Source organism: Uliginosibacterium sp. H1, assembly GCF_036017065.1.
Lineage (GTDB): Bacteria > Pseudomonadota > Gammaproteobacteria > Burkholderiales > Rhodocyclaceae > Uliginosibacterium.
The window spans coordinates 24,464-38,531 of sequence record NZ_JAYXHR010000003.1; the positions used below are offsets into that span (position 1 = coordinate 24,464).

Here is a 14,068-nt window from a genome sequence, read left to right on the forward strand (position 1 = left end):
CGATATTTTTTTGAGGCCTGCGTGCATTCCGCGCCACGAGGGGGATTCCCGGAAATGCCAAAGGCATTTTCTAGGCGCGGCGCAGGCGGGCGAGCGGATCCTGCCGGTAGAACAGGCAATACTGGGCGTACAGCTCCGGATAGTCTTCGGACAGCAGCTCCGGATCGGTGAAGAACACCTCGCTGGTGACCGCGAAGAACTCGGAGGGGTGGGTGGCGGCATAGCTGTCGATGGCGGTGTCCATGTCCTGCGCTTCCGCTTCGTCGACCAGGGCACAGAAGTCCTCGTAGGCATCGTCCAGCGTGTCGAGCCAGGCATCCTCGTCCATGTCGGCATGCAGCGGCGGGAGGCCGTCGGCCGGGCCGTTGAGCATGTCGAGCTTGTGCGCGAACTCGTGGATGACGACGTTGGCGCCGTCGTAGTCGGCCGGGTCGTCGAACCAGGCCAGCACCACCGGGCCGCCGTCCCAGGCTTCGCCCAGCGCGTCCTCGTCGTACTCGTGCAGCACGCCGTCTTCGTCCACGCTGCGGCGGGGGATCACGAAGGCGCCGGGGTACACGATGATGCCGCTCCAGCCGTCGTAGGCGCCCAGTCCCAGCTTCAGCACCGGCAGGCAGGCCTGCAGCGCGACCGACAGCCGCAGGTCGTTGCCGGGCACCAGCCCCTGCGCGCCGGAGAACACCTTGCGTTCCAGGAAGGCCAGCGCCATGGCGCGCAGGTCCGCGCGCTCCTGCTCGTCGAGCGGATCGAGGAAGGGGAGATGGCGCTCGGCGCTGCGCCACAGGTCATCGCTGATCGTGGCGCGCGGGGTGGGTAAGAGCAGTCGCCTGAGCGCATCGAGCATGGCGTCAGTGTATGGCGAATGAGGCACAGGCGAGGAGATAAACGAGGACATAAACGAAGACATGGGCGATGGCATGGGCGATGGCATGGGCGCGCACTGCCTGTGTCGTGATGTGCAGACAGCGCGGTCTGACCAGTCAGTACATTCCCGATGGTCCGCCGGTCGCGAAGAAGCCCTGTGGGATAATCGCGCCCATGGTTTCCGTCCAGCATTCCGTCGCCAACACCAGTATCGATACGCCGCTACCCCGCGTGCTGGCCGAGGGGCTGCCCGAAGAGGCCGTCTCCTATCTCGAGCAGGCCGTCACCTGGGCGCAGGCCGCTTACGGCCAGCGCCTGCTGGGCAGTCGCGAAGGCGTCTGGGAACATGCCCTGGGCATGGCGCTGATCGCCGTTTCCTTGCGCCTCGACCTGGAAACGCGTCTTGCCGCGTTGCTGTTCGCCATCGGCGAGCATGAGGAGGACGCAGCCGAGCGCATCGAGGCACGCTTCGGCTCGGTGGTGGCGCGCCTGGTGGAAGGGCTGCGCCGCCTGAGCCGCCTGCGCCTGAGCGCACGCGGAGAGTCTTCCGCCACCGCGGCCGATCTGCGCGCGCAGACCGAAGTGCTGCGCAAGATGGTGCTCGGCATGGCCGAGGACATCCGCGTCGTGTTGCTGCGGCTCGCCTCGCGCGTACAGACCCTGCGCTTCTTCGCCAGCCGGCCGGCCGAAGTGCGGCCGGAAGTGGCGCGCGAGAGCATCGACCTGCTGGCCCCGCTCGCCAACCGGCTGGGCGTGTGGCAGCTGAAGTGGGAGCTGGAAGACCTGTCCTTCCGGTTCCTGCAGCCGGACACCTACAAGCAGATCGCGAAGATGCTCGACGGTCGCCGTGTCGAGCGCGAGGCCTTCATCGCCGAGGTCATCGAAACCCTGAAGCGCGAGGTCGGCAAGCTGGGCGTGCAGGCCGAGGTCTATGGGCGGCCGAAGCACATCTTCAGCATCTACAACAAGATGCGCTCGAAGGACCTGGACTTCGACCACGTGTATGACGTGCGCGCATTGCGGGTACTGGTGCACACGGTCGAGGAGTGCTACGCCGTGCTGGGCCTGGTGCACGAGCTATGGACGCCGATCCCGAACGAGTTCGACGACTACATCAACCAGCCCAAGGGCAACAATTACCAGTCGCTGCACACGGCGGTGCGCGCGGCCGATGGCCGTGCGCTGGAGGTGCAGATCCGCACCTACGACATGCACAAGCATGCCGAGCTGGGCGTGGCCGCGCACTGGCGCTACAAGGAAGGCTCGTCCCACGGCGGTGACTATGACGAGAAGATTGCCCTGCTGCGCCAGCTGCTGTCGTGGCGCGACGAAGTCACCGACGCGGCCGAGTGGGAAGAACAGACCAAGCGCGCCGCGCTGGACGACACCATCTACGTGCTGACACCGCAGGGCCGCGTCATCGACATGGCGGCCGGCGCGACGCCCATCGATTTCGCCTACCGCCTGCACACAGACCTCGGCCATCGCTGCCGTGGCGCCAAGGTGGACGGCCAGATGGTGCCGCTGGACACGCCGCTCACCAACGGGCAGAAGGTGGAGATCATCAGCGCCAAGCAGGGCGGGCCGTCGCGTGACTGGCTCAACCCGCAGCTCGGCTACCTGGCGACCGCCAATGCGCGTGCCAAGGTGCGGCGCTGGTTCGTCGCGCAGGAGGAGGAGGATACCGTCGCCCAGGGGCGTGCCCTGGTGACGAAGGAACTGCAGCGCATGGGCGAGACCCAGGCCAACCTCGAACTGCTGGCCGAGCGCCTCGGCTTCAAGGACGCGGAAGGCTTCTTCCTGGCGGTCGGCCGCGGTGACGTCGGCTCGCGGCAGATCCACAGCGCCTTCCAGCGGCCGGTCAACACGGCGCTGGAACCGGAACTGGTGATCGGCGAGAGCCGGGCCACCGAGTCTCCGGACAAGATCCTGGTCGTCGGTGTGGGACGCCTGCTCACGCAACTGGCGCGCTGCTGCAAGCCGGTGCCGCCGGACCGCATCCAGGGCTTCGTGACGCGGGGCCGTGGCGTGTCGATCCACCGCAGCGACTGCCGCAGTTTCCAGCACATCGCCCAGCGCCATCCGGAACGCATCGTGCCGGCCGAATGGGGCGGCGGCGTGACGCCGGAGGCCGGCAAGGTCGATGTCTACCCGGTGGACGTCGTCATCGAGGCGCAGGACCGCCAGGGCCTGTTGCGCGACATCTCGGACGTGTTCTCGCGCGACAAGGTGAATGTTATCGGCGTGAACACCGTGTCACGCAGTGGGCGCGCCTACATGCGCTTCACCATCGAGGTGAGCAGCGGCACCCTGATGCAGCGCATGCTGCAGCAGATCGGCGGGGTGGACGGCGTCAGTTCTGCCAGCCGCGGCTGATCGCCGCCAGACGCTGCCGCTTTTCCCGCCTTTCCAGCCTTTTCCCCTCCGTAGCGCCCCCACGTCTGCCCGCTGGCTGCGGCCACCATCCACTCGTCCCGGCATTGGCCGCGGTTATCCGGCGGCGTGTGATGCAGTACGCAAACAATAGTCCGGGCGCTTTTACTAAATTTTCAATTGGTGCACAATACGAACAAACGTGGCCGACCCGGTGGTATCGGGTCGCTGCAGGAAGTGGTCGGTCCGGTGGCAACACCGGGTCGGCGGCTGGGGCGGTTTGTGCCGGAACAAACCGTCCTTGACCGTGGTCAGTCCACGGTGGCTCCGGCTGCAGTGGCGCTTCAGCGCGAGCTGAGCGCGTGTTTTGTCTCTGAAGTATTTCAAGGCGACCTCTCCGGTCGCCTTTTTTTTGCGCCGTTTCCCGGCAGTGGTGGAGCCATGTCGATGACATCGGCTGCCGAGATGAAGGGCGCAGCGAGCCCGTGGGTTTATGCGTGTTGGTCCGACCTGCGTACAAATTGTGTGTCGGAACGTAAAATCACGGCATGAAAAAGCCGACCCGCAGGTCGGCTTTTCCAGTCATCGAGCGGTCGGGCGGTACGTCTCAGACCGGGCGGACCAGCTGGTGCAAGACCAGCGCGGTGGCGCCGATGGACACGGCGTGTTCGCCGAAGCGGGTCACGGTCACGTTGGGCGAGCTGAGCCCGGCTTGCGCCGCCAGCTGGTTGAGCGTGTTGCGCGCGGCGTCCACGTAGGCATCGCCCAGGCGGCAGCAGGGGCCACCCAGGACGATCTGCGCCGGGTCGAAGGTGGACCACAGGTTGTGCAGCATCACGCCCAGGTAATGCCCGGCGTAGCGCAGCACGTCGTGCGCCTTGGAGTCCCCGACGGCCAGGCGGGCCTTGAATTCGTTGGGCGTCACGCCCAGCGCTTCCGACATGGCGCGCAGGCTGATGAGCGCCTCGGCGCAGCCGTGGCGGCCGCAGGTGCACAGCGGGCCGTCCGGCACCAGTTGCTGATGGCCGACGTCGCCGGCAAAGCCGCCGTGGCCGGACAGCAGGCGGTCGCGCACGAACATGCCGGCACCGACGTTGAGGCCAAGGTGGATGTACAGCAGCGGCTCATCGATCTGCATGCTGGCGAACTCGACTTCGCCGAGTGCGGCGCAGGCGGCGCGCCGCTGCAGCAGGATCGGCTGGATCGGCAGGCCGCCCGCCGTCAGGTGTTGTTCGAGGGCGGCACGCACCGGCACGTCCTTCCAGCCGGCCGCCGCAGAGGAGCGCAGCACGCCGCTGCTGGCGTGTACCGGCCCCGGCACGCCGATGCCCAGGCCGAGGATGCTGCGGCCCTGGTCCTGCACATGGCGGGATACGGTGAGGATGGCGTCGGCCAGTGCCGCGAGGATTTCGTCGACATCGTTGCGCGGGTTCTGCCGCGTCACGATTTCCAGCACTTCGCCGGTGAGCGTGGTGGCGGTGGCTTCCACGAAGTCGAGGCTGAGGTCGCCGCCGATGAGCGCCAGGCGCGTGGTGTCCAGTCGCAGCGGGGTGGGTCGGCGGCCGATGCTGCCGGTGACCAGCGCATCGTCCTCGGCCAGCCAGCCCTCGTCGATCAGCTCCTGGACCAGCAGGCTGACGGTGGACTTGGTGAGGCCGGTGTGGGTCGCCAGGTCGGCGCGGGACAGTCCGGGTTCGCTGCGGATCAGCCGAACCAGGGCCATACGGTTGATGTTCTTCAGGAACTTCTGGTCGCCGGTAATCGTCATTTTTCGTTCTCGGCCAAGGTTCTGTTTGTGTTTTGTCTGCGCGCGGATTGTAGCAGTGTCGCGCAGACTGTCATTCAGCCCTGATCGCCAGCGATAGTGGGGTTTTCGCGGCGTTGACGCCGGCCCGGGGCGTCCGTCCGGATGCCTGCCTGAGGCCGGGAACGATTTCCGTGCCCCGGCCTGCTCAGCCCATGCCCAGCATGCGTGCCAGGCTCTTGTTGGCGCTTTCCCGCTCCACGCAGACGTTGCGCTCCAGTTCCAGCAGGTGCTCGTCCATCACGCGCACGGCGGCGTCGGCGTCGCCGTGTTCGATGAAGTCGACGATGCGGGCGTGCTCGTCGTGCTCGCAGGAGGCATTGCCCGGGGGTTCGTACAACGCGACGATCAGCGAGCAGCGCGACACCAGCTCGACCAGGTATCGCTGCAGGATGGGGTTGCGGGCGAGTTCTGCCAGGCGCAGGTGGAAGGAACTGGCTAGGCGCGCCCAGGACGGCTGGTCGAAGCGGTGCATGGCCTCGTGTTCCTGCGCGAGCTGCTTGCGCAGGGCGCTGAGGTCGGCGCGGGTGGCGTGCTGGGTCGCCAGCCGCACGATGGCGGCTTCCAGCGCGCGGCGCGCCTCGAAGATCTTGCGCGTCTCTTCCGGCGTGGGCGCGGCCACCACGGCGCCGCGGTTGGGACGCAGCTCCACGATGTGGTCATGCGCCAGGGTCTGCAGCACCTTGCGCACGGTGGCGCGGCTGACGTCGAAGAGCTCGCACAGCGATGACTCGGGCAGCTTGGTGCCGGGGGTCAGGCGCTGGGTCATGACGCTTTCGAAGACGGTGTTGTAGATGCGCGTCTCCACATCGTCGCCGGTGCGCATGCCGGGCAGGCCCGTGTTCAGCAGTGCCTGCTCGTCCGCAACGGCGCGTTTTCTGGCGGGAGCGGGGGCAACGCGGGACGCGCCGGCGGATTTGCTCCTGCTGCGGGCCGGGGGCTTTGCGGTGCTGGGCTTGGCGGGTCGGGCCATGATGTGTTCAACAATCCCTGTCGACAATGGCGGGGCGTGGAATGCGCGGAGGCGATTGTCGCCGTTTCAGCGGTGCCGCGCATCCATTGCTTAAGAGGGGAGACACCGCGAGAGACGCCGCGACCTCGCACTCAGGCCTGCAGCGATCGCCATGTGTCCACCGCGAGGCGGATCAGCGCCAGATCGCTGCCGACGGGGCCGATCAAGGACACGCCGGCGGGCAAGCCGTCGGCGTCGCGTAGCGGCAGGCTGACCTGCGGCAGGCCGGCGAGCCCGGCGATGCAGCAGATGCGCAGCGTGCGGGCGCGGATGTCGTCGATCTCCGCACCGCCTGCCCCGCGCAACGGCGCTGCGGTGGCGGCGGAGGGCACGATCAGCACGCGATCCGTCCCCACCACGGCGCGTACCTGTGCCCGGATCGTCTTGCGGCGTTGCGCGGCGACTTCCGCAGTCTCCGCGGTGACTTCGCTGGCGGCGCGCCAGCGTTCGGTGATGGCCTCGCTGAAGCGCGGCGCGTGGGTGTTGATCCAGTCGCCATGCGTCACCCAGCCTTCGCGCGCGCCCAGCGTGACGTAGGTACGACGCCAGTCCTCCAGGCTCTCGCCGGGCGCGATGGCGACGCGGCGCGCGCCTTCGGCGAGTTGCGCGTCGAGTTGCGCCGCCACCGCGGCGAGCAGCGGCTGGAAACGTGCTTCCGCTTCCATGCATGCCTCCTCCACCAGCACGGCGCCGCGCGGAAGGAAGTCGCTGGCAGACAACAGCGCAGCGCCCACGCGGGTGAAGGTGCTGGCGTCATGGGCGAACCAGGTCGCGGTGTCGAAGCTCGGGTGCAGCGGAACCAGGCCTTCGCGCGACAGCAGCCCGTGCGTCGTGCGCAGGCCCCACACCCCGCAATAACTTGCCGGCACCCGAGTGGAGCCGCCGGTGTCGGTGCCCAGCGCGAAATCCACCAGATGCGCGGCGACGGCTGCCACCGATCCGCTCGACGAGCCTCCGGGAATGCGCGCCGGTGAAGTCGCGTTCATCGGCATGCCGTAGTGCTGGTTGTCGCCGTGGATGCTGAAGGCCAGCTCATCGGTGATCACCTTGCCGGCAAGCTGCGCTCCGGCGGCGAGCAACTGGTTGACGAGCGCGCTGCTCACCTGGGGCACGGCGTGGGTGGCGAGCCAGGTGGGATTGCCGGCGCCGGTGGGGTGTCCGGCCACGTCGAACACGTCCTTCACGGCAAAGCGCAGGCCGGCCAGCGGGCCAGAAGGTGCGCCGTCGATGATGAAGCGGCCGTGCGGGACCCAGGCGTTGACGGTGTCGTCGATGGGAAAGGTGGTGGTGCTGCTCATGGTGAAACCGGTTCCTGATTCTTCAATGATGGAGGGGCCAGGGACGCAGCGGCATCGCTGCTACAGGCCGAGGCTCTCGACGTGGGCACAGATGGCGCCTGGCGTGGTGATCCATGCCTCGCCAGTGTCCCTCGCGCGACAGATGTGCTCCAGCGCGCGACGCAGATGGCGCAGGCGGTAAGGCTGGCCGACGAGGTAGGGGTGGAGGGCGATGCCCATGACCAGTGGCTGGCGTTTCGATTGTGACAACATCTCGTCGAAATTGTCGACAATCATCTGCGCGAAATCCTTCCCGTCCATCTGCCGCGCGATGATCATCGGAATGTCGTTCAGCTCCTGCGGGTAGGGAACGGCCCACAGGTGGCGGCCGCTGCGGGTCTGCATGCGATGGGGCTGGTCGTCGTGACACCAGTTGAGGTTGTAGGTGTAGCCGGTCTCGGCCAGCAGGTCGGGCGTCAGGTGGCTCTCGGAGATCCAGGGTGACAGCCAGCCGCGCGGCGCGGTGCCGCTCTCGCGGGCAATGCGCTCGCGGCAGTAGCCGAGAAGGGCGTGCTCGCCGGTCTCGCCGAGTTCGGCCTGGCGCACGGAGTTGCTGTGCCCGTGGCCGATCAGCTCGTCGCCCCGCGCCGCGAAGGCGGCCACCAGCTCCGGGCTGTGGTCGTAGAGCGCGGTGTTGACGATGCAGCCGGTGGGCAGCGCCAGTTGGTCGAAGAGTTCCAGGCAGCGCCATGCCCCTACGCGGTTGCCGTACTCGCGCCAGCTGTAGTTGAGCACATCCGGTTCCGGCGACACCGGGCCGATCTTCGCGCCCAGGCCCTCGCCGAAAGCGAAGTGCTCCAGGTTGAAGCCGATGTACACCGCCAGCCGCGGCGCCCTGCTGGTATGGCTTCCGTCGGGTGCCGGCCAGTCGTAGTCGGCGCGCCGGGTGATGGCGCTGTAGGGAAAGCGCGCGTGATGGGTCAGCGGACCGAAGTTGCTCATGCCGCTGCTCCGGTCTTGTGGTCCGGATTCATGGGCGTGGCCCAGGGGGCGGCGAGGCCGGCGCGCACCAGCATCCATTCGGCGCTGTCGTTCCATACGTCCATCTGCACGATGAGACCATCGCGCAGCACGTAGCGGTCGACGTAGCGGTTGCCCTCGAACGGGGTGCCATCGGGCCAGGCGCCATACAGGGTGCCGATGTTGTAGACCACCGCCTCCTCGTCGCTGGCGCCGCGCACGACGTCCGTGCGTTCGAACTTCTTCTTCACCCAGGCGTAGCGGCCGGCATTGAAGGCCGTGCAGTCCGCGGGCTTCGCCATCGCGCGGCCACCGGTGAAGCGGATGGTCATCTGTGGTGACACGAAGCGGCTGGCGGCCTCCGGGTCCGGAATCATGATGAGGCTCAGGAACGCCTCGACGATGGCGCCGGGGGCCTGCGGGGCGGCATTGCCCGGTGCGGGCGTCGTGCCCGCTTGTGATGCATGGCTCATGGTGTTTCGTCCGTTTTCGCACCGTCAGGGTGCGCAGGGTTGGCTACAGGCAATACGGTTTGATTGTCAGCAAATGTCGTGCCGCATTGTCCACAATGTGTATTCACTGGTGTGCGCGTTGTGTGTCCAGTTATGCCCACACTGGCACGGGCTTTGCTCAAGAGGAGCGATGGCGGCGAGCGGAGCGTTCCGCGGCTGCCCGGTTTGTCCGGTCCGGTTTTCCGGGCCTTCCTCATGCGCTTGCTGGAGAACACACATGAATCGCAACACCCGTTCCTTCGTCAGTGTCCTGGGCCGCCGCAGTTTCATCGCGGCCGCCATGGCGACATCGCTGTCTGCCGGCCTGCCTGCGTACGCGGCCGACCCGATCAAGATCGGCCTGGTGACGGCGCTGTCCGGCCAGTCCGCCCTGGCCGGCGAGGCCATCACCCGCGGCATGACCATCGCCATCGAGGAGATCAATGCCAAGGGTGGCGTGCTGGGTGGTCGCAAGCTGGAGCTGGTGCGTCGCGATGACGAAGGCAACCCGGCCAAGGGCGTGACCGCCGCGCGCGAGCTGATCTACAAGGAGAAGGTGGCCGTGCTGTTCGGTGGACTGGATACGCCCGTATCCATCGCCATCGTGCAACTGGCCAACCAGGAGAAGGTGCCGTTCATGGGGCCGTGGGCAGCCGGTACGCCGATCACCCAGAATGGTGCCAACCCCAACTTCGCCTTCCGCGTGTCGGCGGTGGACGAGATCGTCAACCGCGCCATGCTGGGCTACGCGCAGAAGACCTTCAGTGCTGCCAAGCCCGGCATGATCCTGGTGAACAATCCCTGGGGTGAATCGAACGAGAAGGGCCTGCATGCCGCGCTGGCGGCCAAGGGCATGAAGGCCGTTGGCGTGGAGAAGTTCGAAGCCAGTGACGTGGACGTCGTGCCGCAACTGACCCGCCTGAAGGCCGCGGGCGCCGATGCGCTGTTCATGGTCGGCAACGTCGGCCCGTCCGCGCAGGTCGTGAAGTCGCTGGACCGCATGGGCTGGAAGGTTCCGGTGGTGTCGCACTGGGGTCCGGCGGGTGGCCGCTTCACCGAGCTGGCCGGTCCGAACGCGAAGAACGTGCACTTCGTGCAGACCTACAGCTTCTTCGGCAAGCAGTCGCCGGTCGGCCAGAAGGTCATCAAGGCCCTGCAGGCGAAGTACCCGGACATCAAGGCGGTGGATGACATCACTCCGGCCGTCGGCGTCGCCAATGCCTACGACGGCGTCCAACTGGCCGCGCTGGCGATCACCAACGCCGGTTCCACCAATGGTGACGCGGTCCGCCAGGGCTTCTACAAGATCGGCAGGTACGAAGGCCTGATCAAGACCTACGACAAGCCCTTCACGCCGACGGTGCATGACGCCATCACCGAGAACGACTACGTGTGGGCGTATTTCATCGATGACTACATCCTGCCGGTGGGCATGACCTCGAAACAGTAACAGTCGATACGTCGATCAACGGGATCGGTTCGCAAGCGTATTCACCGCCCGATCCCGTCATTCCCGCGCCCCTCGACAGGCTCGGGGACCGTGCGGGAATCCGGTGTCGTTGCAGTGTCGTTGAATCGGCACCGACACCGGAAGACAACAACGACGCAGGGCTCCTGCCTTCGCAGGAGCGACGGAAGCGGGGGAGCACGGCTCCCCGCATCCACAAGAAGAAACGAACAAGGTTGATCTGATGCTTCTCCTCTCCGCCCTCATCAGCGGCATCGGCCTCGGCAGCATGTACGGGCTGATGGCGCTGGGCTTCCACGTAACCTACGCGGTGTCCGGCACCGTGAACTTCGCGCAGGGCAGCTCCATGATGCTGGGCGCGGTGCTGACCTTCGGCTTCGCCAAGGCGCTGGGCTGGCCGATGTGGCTGGCCATCCTGTTGGCACTCGCGTTGTGCGCGCTGTACGGCCTGCTGGTGGAGATCCTCGCGGTGCGACCCTTCGCCAGCCGCGGCTCGAATGCCTGGCTGATGTCCACCGTCGCGCTGGGCATCGTGCTCGACAACCTCGTCATGTTCTCCTTCGGCAAGGAGCCGCGCAGCCTGCCGTCGCCGCTGGCGCAGACGCCGATTGACATCGGCGGGCTGGGGCTGGGCGTGTATCCGCTGCAACTTCTCATTCCGGTGGTGGGCCTGCTGCTCGCTGCCGTGCTGCATTTCGTCGCCCGTCGCACCCGCTGGGGAACGGCCATGCTGGCGGTGGTGCAGAACCGCGACGCGGCGCGCCTGATGGGCATCCCCATCACCCGCGTGGTGGCCGGTGCCTTCGCGCTGTCCACGCTGTTCGCCGGCATCGCCGGCGTGCTGATCGCGCCGCTGTTCAACGTCAATGCCGACATGGGCACGCTGTTCGGTCTCAAGGCCTTCGCGGTCGCCATCCTCGGTGGCATCAGCAGTGCCTGGGGCGTGATGATCGCCGGCCTGCTGTTCGGTGCGGCGGAAGCGCTCATCACCGCCACGCTCGGCTCCGGTTACACGCAGATCATCAGCTTCGCGCTGGTCATCCTGGTGCTGGCGGTGCGGCCCAACGGGCTGTTCGGTCGCGCGGAGGTGCGCAAGGTATGAACGCCCCGCAATCTCCCGTCACGAAAATGGCTGCTGCGCTGACCCAGGCACCGGTCCGTAATACCGCGTCGCCTGCAGGTGGGGGCGTGCTCATCGGCGGCATTGCAACCCTGCCGCAATGGCTGGCCGGTGCCGTGCTGCTCGCGGCATGCGTCGGGCTGGCCGCCACGGTCAATGGCTACTACGTGTACGTCCTGGCCAACGTGGCGCTGCTGGCCATCGTCGGCATCGGCCTCAACGTGCTGCTGGGCCTCAGCGGGCAGGTGTCCTTCGGGCACGTCGGCTTCTACGCGCTGGGCGCCTACGTCGTCTCCATCCTCACCACCAAGGCCGGCATCAGCTTCTGGCTGGCCTGGCCGCTCGGTGCGCTGTTCGCCGGGGCCATGGGCGCGCTGCTGGCCTTGCCTGCCTTGCGGGTGAAAGGCCCCTACCTGGCGATGGTGACCATCGCCTTCGGTTTCATCGTGGAGCACAGCGCGGTGGAGATGCGCGAGCTCACCGGCGGGCAGAACGGCATCATGGGTATCGCCGCGCCGTCGCTGGGTGTCGAGGCCCTGCGGGGCGAGCGGGCGATTGCCGTGCTGGGCCTGCTGGCCGCGGCGCTGGCCTTGATCGCCTTCGTGCGCCTGTCGCGCGGCACCTGGGGCGCGGCGCTGCGCGCGGTGCGCGACTCGGAAACCGCAGCGGAATCCATTGGCCTCAACCCGCTTGTCATCAAGACCGTGGCCTTCGCGGTGTCGGCCTTGCTGGCGGGGCTGGCGGGCGGGCTGTACGCACCGCTGTCGGGCTTTGTCACGCCGCACACCTTCGGTTTCATCCAGTCCATCCTTTTCGTGCTGGTGGTGATGATCGGCGGCGCTGGCTCCATCACCGGGCCGCTGGTGGGCGCCATCATCGTCGGCCTGCTGCCGGAACTGCTGTCCAGCCTGGAGGAATACCGTCTGCTGTTCTTCGGCGCCCTGCTGCTGGTGGTGCTGTGGGTCGCACCGGAGGGCATGGTCGGCCTGCTCGCCAAGGCGGTCGCGGTTGTGCGCAGCCGTTTCGGCCGGCCGGCAGCCGCGATGGCGCCGCGCACGGAGGCGACCCTGCCCCTGAAGCTGGATGGCCGGGCGCGTCGCGAAGTGCAGGCCAGCGGTCTGTCGATGATCTTCGGCGGCGTGCGTGCGGTCAGCGAACTCTCCTTCCGCGTGCTGCCGGGCAAGGTCATCAGCCTGATCGGCCCGAATGGCGCGGGCAAGAGCACCGCGCTCAACATGTTGAGCGGCTTCTATCGCCCGAGTGCCGGCAGCTTCAAACTGGGTGACGCGGCACTGCAGGGCAGTGGTGCCTGGCGCATTGCGCGCGGCGGCGTGGCGCGTAGCTACCAGACCTCGCAGCTGTTCGGCAGCCTGAGCGTGGAGGACAACGTCGCGCTCGCCCTGCCGCGGGGTCGCCTCGGCGGCTTGCTCGGCGCGGCACGCATCCGTGCGCCGCAGGCACGTGAGCGCGCCGCCGCCCTGCTGGCATGGTGCGGCTACCAGGGCAGGCTGGACGCCACGGCGGCAGACCTGCCGCACGTGGACCGCCGCCTCGTCGAGATCGCCCGCGCGCTGGCCACCGACCCGGACGTGCTGTTGCTGGACGAACCGGCCGCCGGCCTGTCGCGCGAGGACAAGGAGCGCCTGTCAGCGCTGCTGCGCCGGATCGCCGACGCCGGCATCGGCGTGCTGGTGGTGGAGCACGACATGGCGCTGGTGATGGGCGTGTCCGACCACATCGTCGTGCTGGATGCCGGCCACTACCTGGCCGAAGGCACGCCGGCGCAAGTGCAGCAGAACCCGGCGGTGCGGCGCGCCTACCTGGGCGAAGGCGACAGCGCGGCACGCCTCGCGTCTTCGACCACGCGACGGAAGGCCGACGAGCATGCGCCGGAACTGCTGGGCGTTGGCAGCCTGAGCACCGGCTACGGCGCCGAGCCGGTGTTGCAGGGCGTGAGCCTGCAGGTGCGGCAGGGCGAGATGGTTGCGCTGCTGGGCGCCAATGGTGCCGGCAAGTCCACGCTGATGCGCACGCTGGCCGGGCTGCATCGGCCGGTACAGGGTGGCATGCACCTGGGCGGCACCGAGCTGGGACTGCTGCGTGCGGACCGCATCGTCGGCATGGGTCTGGTGCTGGTGCCGGAAGGCCGCCAGGTCTTCCCCGAACTGAGCGTGCTGGACAACATCCGCCTCGGCGCCTTCCTGAAGCCGGACGGACGCGAAGCCCGCGTGGAGGAGATGCTGCAACGCTTCCCGCGCCTGCGCGAGCGCCTGCACCAGCGCGCGGGCTTGCTGTCCGGCGGCGAACAGCAGATGCTGGCGATTGCACGCGCGCTGATGGCGCAGCCGAAACTGCTGTTGCTGGACGAGCCTTCGCTGGGCCTGGCACCGAAGATCATCGAGGAACTGTTCGCCGCGCTGGACCGCCTGCGCAGCGAATCGATGACCCTCCTGCTGGTGGACCAGATGGCGGCCCTCGCACTGGCGCTGGCGGACCGCGCCTACGTCATCGAAGGTGGGCGTGTGGTGGCGCAGGGGACGGCGGCGGAGATTGCCGCCGACGATGCGCTGACGCGGGCCTACCTGGGCGGGCATTGAGCAGGTGGGGACTGAGCAGGTGGTACTGAGAGAACCTTTCCG

Annotated in this window: 10 protein-coding genes; 4 read left to right on the forward strand and 6 right to left on the reverse strand. The window is 67.7% G+C overall.

Annotation, left to right across the window (positions count from 1 at the left end):
* Positions 1-70 precede the first annotated feature (70 nt).
* Positions 71-844, reverse strand: a complete 774-nt coding sequence (locus VVD47_RS16875; RefSeq protein ID WP_327604681.1) for a zinc-dependent peptidase — start codon at positions 842-844, stop codon at positions 71-73.
* 194 nt (positions 845-1,038) lie between these two features.
* On the opposite strand from VVD47_RS16875, the gene VVD47_RS16880 reads away from it, so the two are divergent.
* Entirely contained in the window at positions 1,039-3,240 is a 2,202-nt protein-coding gene (locus VVD47_RS16880; RefSeq protein WP_327604682.1) for a RelA/SpoT family protein, read from the forward strand.
* 604 nt (positions 3,241-3,844) lie between these two features.
* Here VVD47_RS16880 and VVD47_RS16885 read toward each other — a convergent pair.
* The 5 genes from VVD47_RS16885 to VVD47_RS16905 all read right to left on the reverse strand — a co-directional run bounded on the left by VVD47_RS16885 (position 3,845) and on the right by VVD47_RS16905 (position 8,823).
* Entirely contained in the window at positions 3,845-5,005 is a 1,161-nt protein-coding gene (locus tag VVD47_RS16885) for an ROK family transcriptional regulator (RefSeq protein WP_327604683.1), read from the reverse strand.
* A gap of 184 nt (positions 5,006-5,189) precedes the next feature.
* Positions 5,190-6,014 (reverse strand): GntR family transcriptional regulator, encoded by an 825-nt coding sequence (locus VVD47_RS16890; protein WP_327604684.1) that lies wholly within the window; start codon positions 6,012-6,014, stop codon positions 5,190-5,192.
* Positions 6,015-6,145: 131 nt separating this feature from the next.
* Positions 6,146-7,351 (reverse strand): amidase, encoded by a 1,206-nt coding sequence (locus VVD47_RS16895; protein WP_327604685.1) that lies wholly within the window; start codon positions 7,349-7,351, stop codon positions 6,146-6,148.
* Positions 7,352-7,411: 60 nt separating this feature from the next.
* The gene (locus VVD47_RS16900; RefSeq protein WP_327604686.1) at positions 7,412-8,332 is read right to left on the reverse strand and encodes a polysaccharide deacetylase family protein; all 921 of its coding nucleotides are present in this window, start codon (positions 8,330-8,332) and stop codon (positions 7,412-7,414) included.
* Complete coding sequence (locus VVD47_RS16905; RefSeq protein ID WP_327604687.1) at positions 8,329-8,823, reverse strand: hypothetical protein; 495 nt, start codon at positions 8,821-8,823, stop codon at positions 8,329-8,331. Before VVD47_RS16905 ends, VVD47_RS16900 begins: the two co-directional genes overlap by 4 nt.
* Positions 8,824-9,079: 256 nt before the next feature.
* Here VVD47_RS16905 and VVD47_RS16910 point away from each other — a divergent pair, with 256 nt between their 5' ends.
* The 3 genes from VVD47_RS16910 (at position 9,080) to VVD47_RS16920 (ending at position 14,026) form a co-directional block, all read left to right on the forward strand.
* Positions 9,080-10,291 carry an ABC transporter substrate-binding protein gene (locus VVD47_RS16910; protein WP_327604688.1) on the forward strand — a complete coding sequence of 404 codons (1,212 nt, stop codon included), beginning with the start codon at positions 9,080-9,082 and terminating at the stop codon, positions 10,289-10,291.
* Positions 10,292-10,532: 241 nt separating this feature from the next.
* Entirely contained in the window at positions 10,533-11,411 is an 879-nt protein-coding gene (locus VVD47_RS16915) for a branched-chain amino acid ABC transporter permease (RefSeq protein ID WP_327604689.1), read from the forward strand.
* Complete coding sequence (locus tag VVD47_RS16920) at positions 11,408-14,026, forward strand: branched-chain amino acid ABC transporter ATP-binding protein/permease (protein ID WP_327604690.1); 2,619 nt, start codon at positions 11,408-11,410, stop codon at positions 14,024-14,026. Before VVD47_RS16915 ends, VVD47_RS16920 begins: the two co-directional genes overlap by 4 nt.
* Positions 14,027-14,068: the final 42 nt, after the last annotated feature.

Coding starts and splice junctions, on each gene's coding strand:
- VVD47_RS16875 (WP_327604681.1), bottom strand. CDS start 844: ATGCTCGATGCGCTCAGGCGACTGCTCTTACCCACCCCGCGCGCCACG.
- VVD47_RS16880 (WP_327604682.1), top strand. CDS start 1,039: ATGGTTTCCGTCCAGCATTCCGTCGCCAACACCAGTATCGATACGCCG.
- VVD47_RS16885 (WP_327604683.1), bottom strand. CDS start 5,005: ATGACGATTACCGGCGACCAGAAGTTCCTGAAGAACATCAACCGTATG.
- VVD47_RS16890 (WP_327604684.1), bottom strand. CDS start 6,014: ATGGCCCGACCCGCCAAGCCCAGCACCGCAAAGCCCCCGGCCCGCAGC.
- VVD47_RS16895 (WP_327604685.1), bottom strand. CDS start 7,351: ATGAGCAGCACCACCACCTTTCCCATCGACGACACCGTCAACGCCTGG.
- VVD47_RS16900 (WP_327604686.1), bottom strand. CDS start 8,332: ATGAGCAACTTCGGTCCGCTGACCCATCACGCGCGCTTTCCCTACAGC.
- VVD47_RS16905 (WP_327604687.1), bottom strand. CDS start 8,823: ATGAGCCATGCATCACAAGCGGGCACGACGCCCGCACCGGGCAATGCC.
- VVD47_RS16910 (WP_327604688.1), top strand. CDS start 9,080: ATGAATCGCAACACCCGTTCCTTCGTCAGTGTCCTGGGCCGCCGCAGT.
- VVD47_RS16915 (WP_327604689.1), top strand. CDS start 10,533: ATGCTTCTCCTCTCCGCCCTCATCAGCGGCATCGGCCTCGGCAGCATG.
- VVD47_RS16920 (WP_327604690.1), top strand. CDS start 11,408: ATGAACGCCCCGCAATCTCCCGTCACGAAAATGGCTGCTGCGCTGACC.